This is a genomic window from Gordonia sp. J1A (assembly GCF_055393515.1).
Map to the genome: position 1 here is coordinate 3,864,871 of NZ_AP041607.1, position 17,031 is coordinate 3,881,901.

A 17,031-nucleotide genomic window follows, 5' to 3' on the forward strand; every position below is an offset into this window, starting at 1 on the left:
GAAACTTCGTGTTGGAAGGACGCATCTTGGCACTCGACCGCCAGTCCACCTCAACCACAGCGGGAATCATCCCGGGCGCGCCGCACCGCGCTTCCTTCGCCAAGATCGACGAGCCGCTCGAGGTTCCGGGTCTGCTGGATCTGCAGCTCGACTCGTTCGAATGGCTTGTGGGTACGCCCGAGTGGCGCGCAAAGGCGATTGCACGGGGTGAGGAGAACCCGGTCGGCGGACTCGAGGAAGTCCTCCGCGAACTCTCGCCGATCGAAGACTTCTCGTCCTCGATGTCGCTGTCGTTCTCTGATCCGCACTTCGACGAGGTCAAGGCCTCGATCGATGAGTGCAAGGACAAGGACATGACCTACGCGGCGCCGTTGTTCGTCACCGCGGAGTTCATCAACAACAACACCGGTGAGATCAAGTCGCAGACCGTCTTCATGGGCGACTTCCCGATCATGACCGACAAGGGCAGCTTCATCATCAACGGCACCGAGCGTGTCGTGGTGAGCCAGCTGGTCCGCAGCCCCGGTGTCTACTTCGACTCCACGATCGACAAGACCACCGAGAAGACGCTGCACTCGGTGAAGGTGATCCCGGGCCGCGGCGCCTGGTTGGAGTTCGACGTCGACAAGCGCGACACCGTGGGTGTCCGCATCGACCGCAAGCGTCGTCAGCCGGTCACCATCCTGCTCAAGGCACTCGGCATGACCAACGAGGACATCGCCGAACGCTTCGGTTTCTCCGAGATCATGATGTCGACCCTGGAGAAGGACGCGACCACCAATCAGGACGAGGCCCTGCTCGAGGTCTACCGCAAGCTGCGTCCGGGTGAGCCCCCGACCAAGGAGTCCGCGGAGAGCCTGCTGGAGAACCTGTTCTTCAAGGAGAAGCGCTACGACCTCGCTCGCGTCGGCCGCTACAAGATCAACAAGAAGCTCGGCCTCACGGCGAACCCGATGGTCGGCGAATCCACGCTGACCACCGAGGACATCATCGCCACGGTCGAGTACCTGGTGCGCCTGCACGAGGCCGACCCCAACATCACCACCATGATGACCGTCCCGGGCGGCGTCGAGGTGCCGGTCGAGGTCGACGACATCGACCACTTCGGCAACCGCCGGCTCCGCACCGTGGGTGAGCTGATCCAGAACCAGATCCGCGTGGGCCTGTCGCGTATGGAGCGGGTGGTGCGTGAGCGCATGACCACCCAGGACGCCGAGGCGATCACCCCGCAGACGCTGATCAACATCCGCCCCGTGGTCGCGGCCATCAAGGAGTTCTTCGGAACCAGCCAGCTGTCGCAGTTCATGGACCAGAACAACCCGCTGTCGGGGCTGACGCACAAGCGTCGTCTCTCGGCGCTGGGTCCGGGCGGTCTGTCGCGTGAGCGCGCCGGCCTCGAGGTCCGCGACGTGCACCCCTCGCACTACGGCCGCATGTGCCCGATCGAGACCCCCGAGGGTCCGAACATCGGTCTGATCGGTTCGCTCTCGGTGTACGCGCGGGTGAATCCGTTCGGCTTCATCGAGACCCCGTACCGCAAGGTGGTCGACGGTGTGCTGACCGACGAGATCGAGTACATGACCGCCGATGAGGAGGATCGCTACCTGATCGGTCAGGCCAACACCAACTACGACGCCGACGGCACCATCACCGACGAGCGCGTCCTGGTCCGCATCAAGGGCGCCGAGGTGGAGTTCGTTCCGGCCAAGTCGGTCGAGTACCTTGACGTGTCGCCGCGCCAGATGGTGTCGGTCGCCACCGCGATGATCCCGTTCCTCGAGCACGACGACGCCAACCGTGCGCTGATGGGCGCCAACATGCAGCGCCAGGCGGTGCCGCTGGTCCGCAGCGAGGCGCCGCTGGTCGGCACCGGCATGGAGCTGCGTGCGGCGGTCGACGCCGGCGACGTGATCGTCACCGGCAAGACCGGTGTCGTGGAGGAGGTCTCCGCCGACTTCATCACGGTGATGGCCGACGACGGAACGCGCGACAGCTACCGGCTGCGCAAGTTCGAGCGCAGCAACCACGGCACATGCGCCAACCAGGTGCCGATCGTCGACGAGGGTCAGCGGGTGGAGGCCGGTCAGGTCCTGGCCGACGGCCCCTGCACCGACCAGGGCGAGATGGCGCTGGGCAAGAACCTGCTCGTGGCGATCATGCCGTGGGAGGGCCACAACTACGAGGACGCGATCATCCTGTCGCAGCGCCTCGTGGAAGAGGACGTGCTCACCTCGATCCACATCGAGGAGCACGAGATCGACGCCCGCGACACCAAGCTCGGTGCCGAGGAGATCACCCGGGACATCCCGAACGTCTCCGACGAGGTGCTGGCCGATCTCGACGAGCGCGGCATCGTCCGCATCGGTGCCGAGGTCCGCGACGGCGACATCCTGGTCGGCAAGGTCACGCCGAAGGGCGAGACCGAGCTCACCCCGGAGGAGCGCCTGCTGCGCGCGATCTTCGGTGAGAAGGCTCGCGAGGTCCGCGACACCTCGCTGAAGGTGCCGCACGGCGAGACCGGCAAGGTCATCGGTGTCCGCACGTTCAGCCGCGACGAGGACGACGACCTGGCGCCCGGCGTCAACGAGTTGGTCCGCGTCTACGTGGCGCAGAAGCGCAAGATCCAGGACGGCGACAAGCTGGCCGGCCGCCACGGCAACAAGGGCGTCATCGGCAAGATCCTCCCGCAGGAGGACATGCCGTTCCTGCCCGACGGCACCCCGGTCGACATCATCCTGAACACCCACGGTGTTCCGCGTCGTATGAACATCGGCCAGATCCTCGAGACCCACCTCGGCTGGGTGTCGAAGGCCGGCTGGAACATCGACACGGAGAAGCTCGAGGAGGAGTGGGCCAAGCGCCTGCCCGAGGCGATGCACTCGGCTCCGCCGAACACGAACACCGCGACCCCGGTGTTCGACGGTGCGAAGGACGACGAGCTCGCGGGTCTGCTCGGTTCCACCCTGCCGAACCGCGACGGTGAGGTCATGGTGGGTCCGGACGGCAAGGCGACGCTGTTCGACGGTCGTTCCGGCGAGCCCTTCCCGTACCCGGTCTCGGTCGGCTACATGTACATCATCAAGCTGCACCACCTGGTGGACGACAAGATCCACGCGCGTTCCACCGGTCCGTACTCGATGATCACCCAGCAGCCGCTCGGCGGTAAGGCCCAGTTCGGCGGCCAGCGCTTCGGTGAGATGGAGTGCTGGGCGATGCAGGCCTACGGCGCCGCCTACACCCTGCAGGAGCTGCTGACCATCAAGTCGGACGACGTCGTCGGCCGCGTGAAGGTGTACGAGGCCATCGTCAAGGGTGAGAACATCCCCGAGCCGGGCATCCCGGAGTCGTTCAAGGTGCTCCTGAAGGAGCTCCAGTCGCTGTGCCTCAACGTGGAGGTCCTCTCCAGCGAGGGCACCGCCATCGAGATGAGCGACACCGACGACGAGGACCTCGAGCGCGCTGCTGCCAACCTTGGCATCAACCTGTCGCGCAACGAGTCCGCCACGGTCGACGATCTCGCCAACTGATCCTCACCTGACTAGAAGAGACACTGAAAGGCAACTAGTGCTCGACGTCAACTTTTTCGACGAACTGAAGATCGGCCTTGCGACGGCCGACGACATCCACAACTGGTCGTACGGTGAGGTCAAGAAGCCGGAGACCATCAACTACCGCACGCTCAAGCCCGAGAAGGACGGCCTGTTCTGCGAGAAGATCTTCGGACCGACTCGCGACTGGGAGTGCTACTGCGGCAAGTACAAGCGCGTGCGCTTCAAGGGCATCATCTGTGAGCGCTGCGGCGTCGAGGTGACCAAGGCCAAGGTGCGCCGTGAGCGCATGGGCCACATCGAGCTGGCCGCTCCGGTCACGCACATCTGGTACTTCAAGGGTGTGCCGAGCCGGCTGGGCTACCTGCTCGACCTGGCGCCGAAGGATCTCGAGAAGATCATCTACTTCGCCGCCTACGTGATCACCGCCGTCGACGACGAGCTGCGTCACGCCGAGCTCTCGACCCGCGAGGCCGAGATCGGTGTGGAGCGCAAGGCGATCCTCGACGATCTCGAGGCCGCTCTCGCCGAGCGTCAGCAGAAGCTCGAGGCCGATCTGGCCGAGCTCGAGGCCGAGGGCGCCAAGGCCGACGCCAAGCGCAAGGTCCGCGACGCCGCCGAGCGTGAGCTCAAGCGCATGCGTGACCACGCGAACCGCGAGGTCGAGGCTCTCGACGAGATCTGGGACAAGTTCACCAAGCTCACCCCGGGCGATCTGATCGTCGACGAGCGTCTGTACCGCGAGCTCGAGGACCGTTTCGGCGAGTACTTCACCGGCTCGATGGGCGCCGAGGCCATCAAGAAGCTGCTCGAGAACTTCGACATCGAGGCCGAGGCCGAGTCGCTGCGCGAGACGATCCGCAGCGGCAAGGGCCAGAAGAAGCTGCGCGCGCTGAAGCGGCTGAAGGTCGTGGCGGCGTTCCAGCAGTCCGGCAACTCGCCCCAGGCGATGGTGCTCGACGCCGTGCCGGTGATCCCGCCGGAACTGCGCCCGATGGTTCAGCTCGACGGTGGCCGCTTCGCGACCTCCGATCTGAACGATCTGTACCGCCGTGTCATCAACCGCAACAACCGTCTCAAGCGACTGATCGACCTCGGTGCTCCCGAGATCATCGTCAACAACGAGAAGCGGATGCTGCAGGAGTCGGTGGACGCGCTGTTCGACAACGGCCGTCGCGGCCGTCCGGTCACCGGGCCGGGCAACCGCCCGCTGAAGTCCCTGAGCGATCTGCTCAAGGGCAAGCAGGGCCGATTCCGTCAGAACCTGCTCGGCAAGCGCGTCGACTACTCGGGCCGAAGCGTCATCGTCGTCGGCCCGCAGCTCAAGCTGCATCAGTGCGGCCTGCCGAAGCTGATGGCTCTGGAACTGTTCAAGCCCTTCGTGATGAAGCGTCTGGTGGATCTCAACCAGGCCCAGAACATCAAGTCGGCCAAGCGCATGGTGGAGCGTCAGCGCCCCGCCGTCTGGGATGTCCTCGAAGAGGTCATCGCCGAGCACCCGGTTCTGCTGAACCGTGCGCCGACGCTGCACCGACTCGGCATCCAGGCCTTCGAGCCGCAGCTGGTGGAGGGCAAGGCCATCCAGCTGCACCCGCTGGTCTGTGAGGCGTTCAACGCCGACTTCGACGGTGACCAGATGGCCGTGCACCTGCCGCTGTCCGCGGAGGCGCAGGCCGAGGCCCGCATCCTGATGCTGTCCTCGAACAACATCCTGTCGCCGGCATCGGGCCGCCCGCTGGCCATGCCGCGTCTGGACATGGTGACCGGCCTGTACTACCTGACCACCCAGAAGGACGGTCTGACCGGCGAGTACACCGGTGCCACGGACGGCGACGTGGAGCGCGGCGTCTACTCGAGCCCGGCCGAGGCCATCATGGCCGTCGACCGCGGTGCGCTGACCATCCAGTCGCGCATCAAGGTGCGGCTGACCGACCAGCGTCCGCCCGCCGACGTGGAGGCGGAGCTGTTCCCGGAGGGCTGGACCCGTGGTCAGCCGTGGGAGACCGTCACCACCCTGGGACGTGTGCTGTTCAACGAGCTGCTGCCGCGCGACTACCCGTTCATCGACGAGCAGATGCCGAAGAAGCGTCAGGCCGTGATCATCAACGATCTCGCCGAGCGCTACCCGATGATCGTCGTCGCGCAGACCGTCGACAAGCTGAAGGACGTGGGCTTCTACTGGGCCACCCGCTCGGGCGTCACCGTCTCGATGTCGGACGTTCTGGTGCCGCCGGCCAAGGCAGAGATCCTGGAGCGCTACGAGGAGCGGGCCGACGGTCTGGAGCGCAAGTTCCAGCGCGGTGGTCTTACCCCCGACGAGCGTCGCGACGCCCTGGTCGAGATCTGGAAGCAGGCCACCGAAGAGGTCGGTAAGGCGCTCGAGGACTACTACCCCGACGACAACCCGATCACGATGATCCCGAAGTCGGGTGCCACGGGCAACATGACCCAGGTCCGCAACCTGTCGGGTATGAAGGGCCTGGTGACGAACCCGAAGGGTGAGTTCATCCCGCGCCCGATCAAGTCCTCGTTCCGCGAGGGCCTGACCGTTGCCGAGTACTTCATCAACACGCACGGCGCTCGTAAGGGTCTGGCGGACACGGCACTGCGTACGGCCGACTCGGGCTACCTGACCCGTCGTCTGGTGGACGTGTCGCAGGACGTCATCGTCCGCGAGACCGACTGCGGCACCGAGCGCGGCATCGTGGTGCCGCTCGGCGAGAAGCAGCCGGACGGCAGCATCATCCGCGACGCCCACGTCGAGACCTCGGCGTACGCCCGTACGCTCGCGGCCGATGCGGTCGACGCGGACGGAAACGTCGTGGTGGAGCGCGGGCACGACCTGGGCGATCCGGCCATCGAGGCTCTCCTCGCGGCAGGCATCTCCGAGGTCAAGGTCCGTTCGGTCCTGACCTGTGCCACCGGCACCGGCGTGTGCGCGCACTGCTACGGCCGTTCGATGGCCACCGGCAAGCTCGTCGACATCGGCGAGGCCGTCGGCATCATCGCGGCGCAGTCGATCGGTGAGCCCGGCACGCAGCTGACGATGCGTACCTTCCACCAGGGTGGCGTCGGTGACGACATCACCGGTGGTCTGCCGCGAGTCACCGAGCTGTTCGAAGCCCGTGTCCCCAAGGGCAAGGCCCCGATCGCCGAGGTCTCGGGCCGGGTCCGCATGGAGGACGACGACCGGTTCTACAAGATCACGATCATCCCGGACGACGGGAGCGACGAGGTCGTGTACGACAAGCTGTCGAAGCGTCAGCGTCTGCGCGTGTTCCGCCACGAGGACGGCAGCGAGCGTCTGCTGGCCGACGGCGATCACGTCGAGGTCGGTCAGCAGCTCCTCGAGGGCGCTGCCGATCCGCACGAGGTGCTCCGCGTGATGGGCCCGCGTCAGGTGCAGATCCACCTGGTCAACGAGGTCCAGGAGGTGTACCGGAGCCAGGGTGTGTCGATCCACGACAAGCACGTGGAGACGATCGTCCGCCAGATGCTGCGCCGTGTGACGATCATCGACTCCGGCGCCACCGAGTTCCTGCCCGGTTCGCTCACCGAGCGCGCCGAGTTCGAGGCGGCCAACCGGGCCGTTGTCGCCGAGGGCGGGGAGCCGGCTGCCGGCCGACCGGTCCTCATGGGCATCACGAAGGCCTCGCTGGCCACCGATTCGTGGCTGTCGGCGGCGTCGTTCCAGGAGACCACCCGCGTGCTGACCGATGCGGCGATCAACAACCGCAGCGACAAGCTCGTCGGCCTCAAGGAGAACGTGATCATCGGTAAGCTGATCCCGGCCGGTACCGGTATCAACCGCTACCGCAACATCGAGGTCCAGCCGACCGAGGAGGCCCGCGCAGCGGCGTACGCCCTGCCGACCTACGACGACACCTACTACAGCCCGGACGGCACCTTCGGTGCCCCGAGCGGTGCCGCCGTTCCGCTGGACGACTACGGCTTCGGCAGCGACTTCCGCTGATCCGACCGAACGCAGGGTCCCGTCTCCATCCGGAGGCGGGACCCTCGTCGTTTCGTGCCTCGACCCGGCGAACGCCGCCGATTTAGAACGTGTTCTACGATGGCCGCATGGCTCTGATCACCGACAGTTCGATCGACATCGACGCTCCCGCCGCCGTGGTGTGGCAGGTGCTGACCGACTTCGATGCGTACGGCGAATGGAATCCCTTCCAGGTGGAGTGCCGATCCACCCTGCGGCCGGGCGATCCGATCGACATGCGCTTCCGGCTCGGTCCGGGCGGGCTGAAGCGGACGCGTGAGTACATCGACGCCGTCGACGAGGGCCGGTCGTTCTCCTATCGGATGAAGCCCGCGCCGTTCGGCGCGGTGCGCAGCCTGCGCAGGCACACCGTGGTGGACCTCGGCGACGGACGCAGCCGTTACGAGTCGCACTTCGAGATCACCGGCCCGGCGTCGGGCATCGTCAAGCTGCTGTTCGGCAAGGAGCTCGTCGCGAAGTTCGCTGCCGTGACGCGGGCTCTGGCGCCACGTGCGGAGGAACTCGCCCGGGAATGAGCGCGGCGTGCGCTCAGGCGCCGATCGCGCGCGCGATCATCGGCCATGAATTGCGAAGGTCGGCGTAGAACAGGCCCCAGGTGTGGACGCCGTCGGGCCGGTGCACGAAGGTGTGCGGGATACCCAGGGCGCTCAGCCGGTCGGCCATATTCGTGGTGCACCGCAGCGCGATGGCCTCCATGATGTTGCCGCCGACGAGCCCGCCGCCGGTGCGCAGCGGATCACCGTCGACGGGACCGGGCAGGCCCGAACCCGCCGACAGGTAGACGGCGGTGCCCCGCAGCTTGGCGGCATTGAGCACTGGATCGTGGGCACGCCAGGCCGGGCCGCCGGGAGGTCCCCACATATTGAGCACGTTGCCGCTGCCGCGGGCGACGATCGCCGTGGCCGCGATGGTGCCGAGCGGATCGGCGGCGCCGGGACAGCCGCTGTACGCGGCCACGGCGCGGTACTTTTCGGGTGCCTGCGTCGCGAGGTCGAGTGCCGGACCGGCGGACATGGAGACACCCGAGAGTGCGCTGACTCCGTTGGTGCGGAAGGCTCGGTTCACCGCTGCGGGGAGCTCCCGGTTGACGAAGGTCTGCCACTTGTTGCGGCCGAGGATCGGGTCGTCGGAGATCCAGTCGGTCATCATCGAGAACCGTCCGCCGATCGGCAGGACCACATTGGTGCGCTTATCGGCGAAGAACCGGCGAACCGGTGTGTTGTTGTACCAGGAGATCCCGTCCTCGGCACCGCCGGCGCCCGGAAGCATGTAGAAAGTCGGAAGTCCGCTCGGCCGTCCGGCGGGATGCAACACGTGCGCGCGGATCGTGCGATGCATCGACGGCGAGTACACCGAGATCAGGCTGACGGTGGCACTGATCCGCTGTTCCGCGGTCACGCGGGGCGCCGCATCGGCCGGAGCGGCGGGCGGCACCAGGAGCGCCATCGTGCCGGCGAGGGCGATGATCGCGAGGCGTGCGATCCAGGGCATGCGTCGAGTGGTGCGAGTTCCTGCCATACAGGTCACCGTACGAGACGGGTGTGACGGATGGGAAACCGGCAAAGCCGGTCGTTTCTGAATCGATAGCGTCGCGAGACTCGGCCCCCGTCGCCGGCGTGCGTTCGCTAGGAATGGATTTGTGCCACCTCCACCTGGGTGAAGTCAGATTTGTGCCACGTCGTCCGTTCGGCCGAAACGAACCCGGAATCTGGCACGAATTATGATTCGACCGATTTGCGAAGAGATCCGCCCCCTTCTGGAGAAGAACTGTGACTGAGCCCATGAACCGTGCGCAGCGCCGCGCACTCGATCGCGCCGAAGGCGCGCGCCGCCGCCGGCTGAAGAAGGGGATCGCTGCGGTGGGAGCCGTCGCGGCTCTGGGTGCAGGTGCGGCCATGGCTCCCGCGGGTCACGCCTTCGCGGAGACCTCGACCAGCGCGATCGCCGGGCTGGGCGATCTGGACCCGAACGCGATCCTCGGGATGCTCGACGATCCGATGGTCTCCCAGTTCGTCGAGATGTGCCGGACGGGTGCGCTCGCGACCGGTCCGGACTCGTCGAAGAGCACGGAGTTCGATCCGGCGGCCCCGCCGCAGGCGATCGCGGACTGCAAGGGTTCCAACGGAACGGGCGTCGCGTTGGTGCTGCCCGAGACTCTCGAGGTCGGCCAGGCGGCCGAGAACATGGTGCTCGACCTCAGTGACGACATCAACCTGCTCGTCGTCAAGTACCGGATGGGGGAGCGGAACCTGCTCGAGATCCTCGGCGGCGTCACCCTCGGCAGCGACCTGGTGAAGGGCGCTGCCTCCGCGCTGGGCATGCCGAGGGTCGATCCGGGCGCGTTCGACAAGTACAAGACCTACGCCGAGATCCAGCGCGACGCGGCCCTGCCGGTGAACAGGGCGGCGAAGGACGGATGCCTCCAGAACGACGGATCGATCAAGAACACGGTGCTGGGCGGCTGCCTCTTCGTCGGCGGTACGAAGGTCACCAAGGGCGAGGATCTCAATCTCGAGAAGCGCACCGAGGCGCTCAAGCTCGCCGAATACCTGACCAACCACAAGTACGACTACACCCAGCCGCAGGATCTGCCTGCTCCGGTGAAGCCGATCGGCAGTTCCACCATCGTCGGCGACGGCATCAACGTCGCGCTGTCGATGCGCGGGGGAACCGCGCTCGCGCAGACCGCCAACGCGCTGGCGGTAGCGCTCGCCGGCGCCGATCACGGGCGGACGTCGACCGCGCAGTCGCAGCTGGGTCTCGCGTCCGCGGTGAACATGGACACCAGCGACATCAAGTTCACCTGGTTCGGACAGGAACTCGACTTCACCCAGCTGCGCAATGCGGGTCTGCTCGACTCCAGCCTCGCGGGTGAGGCCGGGGCCGACGCCGCCGGAATGCTCGATCTGGTCGACGGCATCAACGGCAATCTGCCGGGTCTGAAGGAGGTGGCCTGCTTCGGCTTCAAGACGCGGGCGACGGCGGAGGGCCTCGGTTCGTGTACCAACGCCCTCGGCACGTTCGACTACTACAAGGATCTGCGTCCGGTCACCGACGGCGGTCACCGCCAGGAGCAGTGGGGACTGACCGACGTCACGTCGTTGCTCTTCGGCAACGATGCGCTGCTGAAGCAGATGGCACCGCTGCTGTCGGGCGACGGCGACCTCGGCTCGATGATGGACACTCCGTTCGTGGCCGACATGCTCAAGGCGCTGATGTCCGGCGAGGACCGGATCAAGTTCGCCAAGGACTTCGTGCGGTTCACCAAGGACGTGCAGACGGTGTACGCCAAGGAACCGGTGTTCGAGGCCGACGGGGTGACCCCGAAGCTCGATGCCGACGGCAAGCAGGTGATGCGGGTCAAGACCGCGCCGCGGATGGTCGGCGTGTACGAGTGGGTCAATGAGGAGTACCAGGCGCCGGTCGTCGACGAGAACGGCGCTCCCGTCATCGACGAGGAGACCGGCGAGCAGAAGACCGAGACCAAGACCAGGTCGGTGAAGAAGCCCAAGCTCGGTCCCGACGGCAAGCAGCTGATGGAGCAGGCCACCGATGAGTCCGGTGCGCCGATCCTCGATCCGGTGGTGGAGCGGACCGTCACCGCGCACTGGCTGACCAGTGATTACGGACTGCGCAACCCGATCACCGTGGAATGGCTCGGACACCAGATCGTGTTCTTCCCGCCGGTGGAGGTGAACGGCAGCACTCGCCCGAACCTGATCGGACTGCCGCAGATCACGAGGATCACTCAGGGTGCGCACGCCGGCCTGCTGCCGAAGATCAGCCTGGTGCAGGTGGACAATCCGTTCGGACTCGGCACCCTGAGCCTCGACAACCCCTTCGATCCGATCGGGACACTGCGCAACTACCTGAACGCTGTCACGATCGGCGACGACGTGAAGTTCGCCAAGAACCTGATCGACGGGCTCACTGCGAAGCAGACAGGGCCGACAGGGCCGGGGAGTCCTGCCGAGCCGACGCAGGATGACGACACGGCGACCCTCGCCGCGGTCACCACCTCCGCTCCCGAGCGTGCGCTCGACGACGCGGTCGTCGGCGAACCGTCGACGAATCTGCCTCCGATGATCGTCAACCCGGCCCCGGAGCCGGCTCCGATCGAGATCGTCGAGCCCGCGCCGTCCCAGGAGACGCCGACCCAGGAGACGCCGTCTGAGGAGCCCGCCACCGAGACGCCTGCGAGCGAGACCCCTGCGAGCGACCAGCCCGCGCCGGAGACTTCCGCCACCGAGCCCGAGCCCGCCCTCGCGGGCTGATCCGCCCGCCGGTGTTCCCATACAGTTGACGCATGGGTGTCCCGACCCGCTACCGATGGCTGCTCCACGTCGACCTCGACCAGTTCCAGGTCTCCGTGGAGCGGCAGCGGCGACCGGAGTTGGTCGGACAGGCGGTGATCGTCGGCGGGGACGGCGATCCGACGCGTGCCCGGCAGGTGGTGACCTGCGCCTCGTACGAGGCGCGCGCGGACGGAGTACGGGCAGGTATGCCGATGCGCGCCGCGAGCAAGAAGGCGCCCGACGCGGTATTCCTCCCGCTCGACATGGAGGAGTACGAAGCCGCATCCGAGCGCGTGATGGACGTCCTCCGGGGATTCGGCGATGCACTCGAGGTGTGGGGCTGGGATGAGGCCTATCTGGGAATCGAAGACCGCGCGGGCCCGCGTCTGCTGAGTGCCGCCGACGTCATCGAGACGGCGCGGAGCATCAGGCGAGCGGTGGTGGCGGCGACCGGGTTGGACTGCTGCGTGGGCGTCTCCGACAACAAACAGCGTGCCAAGGCGGCGACCGGATTCGCGAAGCAGGCCGTCCGGAGTCCGGAGGCCGGCGAGGAACAGCGGGTCTTCGTGCTCGACGACGGCAACTGGGCCTCGCTGATGAACCACCGTCCCTGCCGCGAACTGTGGAGCGTGGGATCGCGGACCGCGGCCAAGCTGTCGGCCGCGGGAATCGACACGGTGGCGCAGCTCGCCGCCGCCGATCGAGACGACTTGACGGCGATGTTCGGCCCGCACCAGGGCGACTGGCTGTACGTGCTGTGCCGGGGCGGAGGCGATGACGCGATCTCCGACGAGCCGCGGATCGCCAAGTCGCATTCGAAGGCGCGGACCTACGACACCGACCTCACCGATCCCGGCCGACTGCACGAGGCGGTGCGGGCCCTCACCGAGGAGGTGCTCGAACAGGTGGTCGCGGAGAGGCGCACCCCGTTCCGTGTCGGCCTCACCGTACGGACGGCCACATTCTTCACCAGAACCAAGATGCGTAAGCTGTCGGCTCCGACGACGTCTCTCGAGGCGATCGCGGCTGTCGCGGACGATCTGCTCGACGCCTTCGAGATCGACCGGCCGATCAGACTGCTCGCGGTGCGGCTGGAACTGCTCGACCCGGAGTGAATCCGGCGGCAGTGCGGCCGCCGGATTCCGGCGCGGGTCAGGTGAGGTTCACTCCGGCCGAACGAGCGTGCAACTCGCGGATCTCGTCGGCCAGTTCGGGGGCCGGACCGGAGACGGGGACGTCCGGTGCGACCTCGTTGATCGGCAGGGCCGCGACCGGGCCCTCGGGCAGGCCCCACTCGGTGCGCCAGGTGCTGAGCCGGCGGGCGCCGACCGCGTAGACGATCCGCCCCAGCCCGACCCACGCGTGCGCCGCCGAACACATCGGACAGTGTTCGCCGGAGGTATAGACGGTGGCCGCGGCTCGTTGTTCCTCGGTCAGATTCTTCGCCGCCCACCGGGCGATCGCGAACTCCGGATGCCGCGTGTGGTCGCCGGCACCGACCCGGTTGCGGTCGGCGAACCGGACCATGCCCTCGGCATCGACGATCAGCGAGCCGAACGGTTCGTCGCCCGAGTCGAGCGCTTCGCGGGCGAGAGTGATGCATCGACGCAGGTGCACCAGGTCCACGTCGGTCGGTGCGGTGATCGTGTGGGTCATGCGGCCGACGTTACCGTGGAGAACCCCGCGGTCAGCGGGGTACCCGGAACGCGAGGAGCCGGGCGTCGGCGTCCACGTCGAGCCCGAGGCGATCCCAGGGCACACCGATACGCAGCACCGCGTAGGCGGACGTCGGAAACCGGTCGATCTCGCCGGCCGGATCGAGGCTCAGGGCGGTCTCCGGCATGCCGGGGAAGTGCCCCACCACCAGCACGGTGGACGCTTCGGGCGGGGTGTGGATCCGAACCGCCTCGAACACCTCCGACGGCGTCCCGCCGTACAGATCGTCGATGAACTCCACCGGCGCGGCGACGCCGGTCTGTTCGAGGGTCATCCTCGTCCTGAGCGAGGTGGAACAGAGGACCTGATCGACGGCGAGGCGGTCCTCGGTCATCCATCGTCCGGCGAGCTGCGCCTGCCGCATCCCGCGCTCATTCAGCGGGCGATCGTGATCGTAGACACCGTCCGGATAGGCGGACTTGCCGTGCCGCATCAGAATGAGAGTGCGGTCGGTCATGCGGCACCGGTACTGCGCACGGTGCGGTCGGCCGCCATGAGCCGAAGCAGTTGAGCGGTCTCTCGCCACGCCGAGACCTCCTGCACGTAGAGGACGTGCTCCTCGATGCGTTCCTCGGTGAGCGCCTCGTCGGCGAGCTCGGTCAGTTCCAGCAGTTCGTCGACGCAGTGGTTGATCAACGCCGGGATGCGCGAGCCCCCGCAGGCATCGTCGATGTCCTGCGACGACAGTGTCGTCATCCGCTCGAGTTCTCTGCGATAGCTCATGCCCACACGGTAGATCCAGGGGGTGACAGAACCGGGCAGGCGCGGCCGCGGCGGGGCCGGACGAGGCTTAAACCCGCTGTGGCCGCAACCCTGTGCGGCGCCTCGGGATCTTCGTACGGTTCCATCCATGACGACAACACAGCTCATCGACATCCCGGATTCGCGGACCCCGCTCAACTCCATCGCCGCCGCCACGGCCGATGCCGTCGCCGCCAGGGCGAGCAATGCCCAGGTGGTCTTCGGCGCATCCGCGGTGGCGACGGCCGGAGTGTCGAGCGAGGTCTCCCTGCGCTCGTTCAGCGTCCGGGTCGACGAGCCGCCGACCCTCGGCGGAACCGACAGCGCGCCCAACCCGGTCGAGTACTACCTGGCCGCACTGCTGTCGTGCCAGGTGGTGACCTACCGCTTCTGGGCCGAACGGCTCGGGGTGGAGTTCGACGATCTCACTCTGTCGGCCGAAGGTGATCTGGACGTCCGCGGGTTCTTCGGACTCGACGCCGACGTGCGACCGGGATTCACCGCGGTGCGCGTGATCGCCGACATCTCCGGACCTGCGTCGGACGGGGACTACCAGCGGCTCCAGGAGACCGTCGAACGCCACTGCCCGGTGCAGGACCTGACGGTGAACGCCACGCCGGTCACCACCGAACTCCGCATCGCACGCTGAGTCCCACCGGCCGGTAGCCGACTCGGGCGGTGTCGCGGGCACTAATCTGTCAGTGATGCATACCTGGGCACCGATACTGCTCGCGATCACCGCAGCAGTGCTGATCGCCGGCGGAACCGTGCTTCGGCAGCGGGCGTCGGCCGCCAGTGGCGCCATCACCGCCGGCTGGTGGCTCGGAGCCGTGATCGCTCTGGCCGGCTTCGGTCTCCAGGCCGCCGCGCTCGGCCTCGGATCGATACTCGTGGTCCAGCCACTGGTGGTGCTGGCGGTCCTGTTCGCGCTGCCCATGGAGGCCTGGATAGACAGACGCCGGTTCGAGCGCGCCGAATGGCTGTGGGGTCTGACGCTCGTGGTGTGCGTGGTCCTGTTCCTGGTGCTCGCGCGCCCGGTATCGACCGATCGGCGACCGAACGTGGTGGTCATGGGCATCACGGTCGGGGCATTGGTGCTGGGGATCATCGGAATCGTGGTCAATGCCGAACGGTGCCGGAGCGCGCATTTCCGAGCGCTGAGCTACGGTCTGGCGTCCGGAGCGTTGTTCGGCGTGTCCGCACTGCTCATCAAGGCTGTCGCCCTGCGCATCGTGGACGACCCGCTGTCCGTGCTCCCGCATGCCGAGCTGTACCTGCTCATCGCGGTCATCGTGCTGGCGATCGTCGCGCAGCAGCGGGGTTTCGGTGCCGGCGATCTGCAGACCTCGTTCCCCGCGATGAACGTGATGGAACCGACCGTCGCCATGATCCTCGGCGTCGCACTGCTTGGCGAGAACATCTACGTCAGCGCGCCGACGGCCGTGTTCCTCTGCGTCGTGGCGCTGGTCGCGGCGACGGCGGTGGTCAAGCTCGCCCAGGACGCGGCGGTCCGAGGCGGACAGCGGAGTGAGACGCGTGAAGAGCGGGTGAACGTCGGACCGTGACGTCCACGCACTGAGTCGGGGTGTGTGCCGGCTCAGTCCTGCTCGATGAGCGCCGGGAGCGACTGCGCCCATTCCTCGGCGGCCTTGGCCGGCTTCACCGCCGAGGACGCGTCGTGGCGGAAATGCTCGCCGACCTGGACCGCGCCCAGCTCGGTGAGCTTGGCAGCCATGATCTCGCCGCCCTTGTTGTAGGTGTCGCCGTAGACGGTGTCGCCCATGCCGAACACCGCGAAACGCAGCCCGGCGAGGTCCGGCTTCTCCTCGTCCAGTTCGTCCGCGAACGGGAGCGCGCTGGAGGGCAGTTCGCCCTCGCCGTAGGTGGAACAGACGACCACCAGGAAGTCGTTCGCGTCGAGATCCTCGACCGCGAACTCCGCCATGTCGTACACCGACGGATCGTGGTCTGCTGCCAATACGTCTGCGATGGCGTCGGCCACGAGCTCGCCGGTGCCGGTCTCGGTGCCGTAGAGGATGACAGCTGACATAGTTGCTTACTCCTGGGTATTGCGGTCTGCGACGACGATTACGGTAGCGTAACCTAATCGCTCAGTCGAATCCCCTACCAGGGACTTTGTTCCCTCATGAGGCCGGGGCGGACCCTTTGCCCCACTGTCGTGACGACCGAGGGGCCCGTGATCGACGCTGCGATGAGGCTCGAGTGGCTGCCGGGACCATAGTCCTTTACGGGTGATGCTGTTGCCCATGAGGTGCCGAGCGTGGATACGATTGACGCCCGTCTAAGAAAGTAGGTCCCCATGGACTGGAGTTCGTTCTGGAACGTGATCTGGTACACGGTGCTGGTCTTCGCCTTCATCGCATACCTGATGGTGCTCTTCATGGTCCTGACCGACCTGTTCCGCGACCACAAGCTGGCCGCCGGATGGAAGGTCGTATGGATCATCTTCCTCATCGTTCTTCCGTATCTCACAGCGTTCGTCTACCTGATCGCGCGCGGGCGCGGCATGACCGAACGCAGTCAGGCAGCGGCGCTGGCCGCGGAGAAGGCGAACCAGGAGTACATCCGGCACGCGGCGGGCAAGAGCTCGCCGGCCGCCGACATCGCGACCGCGAAGTCGCTGCTCGATGCGGGCACCATCACCGAGGCCGAGTACGAGGCCCTCAAGGCCAAGGCCCTCGCGTCCTGAGCTGATCGC

Annotated in this window: 13 protein-coding genes; 8 read left to right on the forward strand and 5 right to left on the reverse strand. The window is 66.9% G+C overall.

Translation table 11 applies throughout. The features are described from left to right. Positions 1-26 precede the first annotated feature (26 nt). The 3 genes from rpoB to ACZ5QD_RS18090 all read left to right on the forward strand — a co-directional run bounded on the left by rpoB (position 27) and on the right by ACZ5QD_RS18090 (position 8,075). Positions 27-3,527 (forward strand): DNA-directed RNA polymerase subunit beta, encoded by a 3,501-nt coding sequence (gene rpoB / locus ACZ5QD_RS18080; RefSeq protein ID WP_006894410.1) that lies wholly within the window; start codon positions 27-29, stop codon positions 3,525-3,527. A gap of 37 nt (positions 3,528-3,564) precedes the next feature. Then, positions 3,565-7,521, forward strand: a complete 3,957-nt coding sequence (locus ACZ5QD_RS18085) for a DNA-directed RNA polymerase subunit beta' (protein WP_006894411.1) — start codon at positions 3,565-3,567, stop codon at positions 7,519-7,521. Positions 7,522-7,628: 107 nt separating this feature from the next. Next, complete coding sequence (locus tag ACZ5QD_RS18090; RefSeq protein ID WP_433820342.1) at positions 7,629-8,075, forward strand: SRPBCC domain-containing protein; 447 nt, start codon at positions 7,629-7,631, stop codon at positions 8,073-8,075. A 13-nt stretch (positions 8,076-8,088) separates the two neighbouring features. On the opposite strand, the gene ACZ5QD_RS18095 is transcribed toward ACZ5QD_RS18090, so the two are convergent. Continuing rightward, positions 8,089-9,078 (reverse strand): alpha/beta hydrolase, encoded by a 990-nt coding sequence (locus tag ACZ5QD_RS18095; RefSeq protein WP_372452497.1) that lies wholly within the window; start codon positions 9,076-9,078, stop codon positions 8,089-8,091. A 251-nt stretch (positions 9,079-9,329) separates the two neighbouring features. On the opposite strand from ACZ5QD_RS18095, the gene ACZ5QD_RS18100 reads away from it, so the two are divergent. Together ACZ5QD_RS18100 and ACZ5QD_RS18105 are read left to right on the forward strand one after the other, a co-directional pair. Beyond that, entirely contained in the window at positions 9,330-11,834 is a 2,505-nt protein-coding gene (locus ACZ5QD_RS18100; RefSeq protein WP_464366992.1) for a hypothetical protein, read from the forward strand. A gap of 32 nt (positions 11,835-11,866) precedes the next feature. Further along, complete coding sequence (locus ACZ5QD_RS18105; protein ID WP_433820344.1) at positions 11,867-12,970, forward strand: DNA polymerase IV; 1,104 nt, start codon at positions 11,867-11,869, stop codon at positions 12,968-12,970. Positions 12,971-13,007: 37 nt separating this feature from the next. On the opposite strand, the gene ACZ5QD_RS18110 is transcribed toward ACZ5QD_RS18105, so the two are convergent. The 3 genes from ACZ5QD_RS18110 to ACZ5QD_RS18120 are packed head-to-tail and all read right to left on the reverse strand — an operon-like array spanning position 13,008 to position 14,294. Next, positions 13,008-13,511, reverse strand: coding sequence for a nucleoside deaminase (locus ACZ5QD_RS18110; protein WP_045536606.1), 504 nt, complete (start codon positions 13,509-13,511; stop codon positions 13,008-13,010). Positions 13,512-13,542: 31 nt separating this feature from the next. After that, the gene (locus ACZ5QD_RS18115; protein WP_006894417.1) at positions 13,543-14,028 is read right to left on the reverse strand and encodes a SixA phosphatase family protein; all 486 of its coding nucleotides are present in this window, start codon (positions 14,026-14,028) and stop codon (positions 13,543-13,545) included. Beyond that, a complete protein-coding gene (locus tag ACZ5QD_RS18120; RefSeq protein ID WP_039866595.1) occupies positions 14,025-14,294 on the reverse strand; it encodes a hypothetical protein in 270 nt (89 codons plus the stop codon). Before ACZ5QD_RS18120 ends, ACZ5QD_RS18115 begins: the two co-directional genes overlap by 4 nt. Before the next feature lie 127 nt (positions 14,295-14,421). Here ACZ5QD_RS18120 and ACZ5QD_RS18125 point away from each other — a divergent pair, with 127 nt between their 5' ends. Next, positions 14,422-14,961, forward strand: coding sequence for an OsmC family protein (locus ACZ5QD_RS18125; RefSeq protein ID WP_006894419.1), 540 nt, complete (start codon positions 14,422-14,424; stop codon positions 14,959-14,961). A 55-nt stretch (positions 14,962-15,016) separates the two neighbouring features. Beyond that, positions 15,017-15,877 (forward strand): DMT family transporter, encoded by an 861-nt coding sequence (locus tag ACZ5QD_RS18130; protein WP_039866598.1) that lies wholly within the window; start codon positions 15,017-15,019, stop codon positions 15,875-15,877. A 32-nt stretch (positions 15,878-15,909) separates the two neighbouring features. Here ACZ5QD_RS18130 and ACZ5QD_RS18135 read toward each other — a convergent pair whose 3' ends face one another. After that, positions 15,910-16,362 (reverse strand): flavodoxin domain-containing protein, encoded by a 453-nt coding sequence (locus tag ACZ5QD_RS18135; RefSeq protein ID WP_045536613.1) that lies wholly within the window; start codon positions 16,360-16,362, stop codon positions 15,910-15,912. A 270-nt stretch (positions 16,363-16,632) separates the two neighbouring features. Here ACZ5QD_RS18135 and ACZ5QD_RS18140 point away from each other — a divergent pair, with 270 nt between their 5' ends. Beyond that, positions 16,633-17,022, forward strand: a complete 390-nt coding sequence (locus tag ACZ5QD_RS18140) for an SHOCT domain-containing protein (RefSeq protein ID WP_006894423.1) — start codon at positions 16,633-16,635, stop codon at positions 17,020-17,022. The last annotated feature ends 9 nt before the right edge of the window (positions 17,023-17,031 follow it).

What these genes read in the sequence shown, in the direction of transcription:
- ACZ5QD_RS18110 (WP_045536606.1), bottom strand. Translation starts at nt 13,511, where the DNA reads ATGACCCACACGATCACCGCACCGACCGACGTGGACCTGGTGCACCTG.
- ACZ5QD_RS18120 (WP_039866595.1), bottom strand. Translation starts at nt 14,294, where the DNA reads ATGAGCTATCGCAGAGAACTCGAGCGGATGACGACACTGTCGTCGCAG.
- ACZ5QD_RS18090 (WP_433820342.1), top strand. Translation starts at nt 7,629, where the DNA reads ATGGCTCTGATCACCGACAGTTCGATCGACATCGACGCTCCCGCCGCC.
- ACZ5QD_RS18130 (WP_039866598.1), top strand. Translation starts at nt 15,017, where the DNA reads ATGCATACCTGGGCACCGATACTGCTCGCGATCACCGCAGCAGTGCTG.
- ACZ5QD_RS18095 (WP_372452497.1), bottom strand. Translation starts at nt 9,078, where the DNA reads ATGGCAGGAACTCGCACCACTCGACGCATGCCCTGGATCGCACGCCTC.
- ACZ5QD_RS18140 (WP_006894423.1), top strand. Translation starts at nt 16,633, where the DNA reads ATGGACTGGAGTTCGTTCTGGAACGTGATCTGGTACACGGTGCTGGTC.
- ACZ5QD_RS18135 (WP_045536613.1), bottom strand. Translation starts at nt 16,362, where the DNA reads ATGTCAGCTGTCATCCTCTACGGCACCGAGACCGGCACCGGCGAGCTC.
- ACZ5QD_RS18115 (WP_006894417.1), bottom strand. Translation starts at nt 14,028, where the DNA reads ATGACCGACCGCACTCTCATTCTGATGCGGCACGGCAAGTCCGCCTAT.
- ACZ5QD_RS18125 (WP_006894419.1), top strand. Translation starts at nt 14,422, where the DNA reads ATGACGACAACACAGCTCATCGACATCCCGGATTCGCGGACCCCGCTC.
- ACZ5QD_RS18105 (WP_433820344.1), top strand. Translation starts at nt 11,867, where the DNA reads ATGGGTGTCCCGACCCGCTACCGATGGCTGCTCCACGTCGACCTCGAC.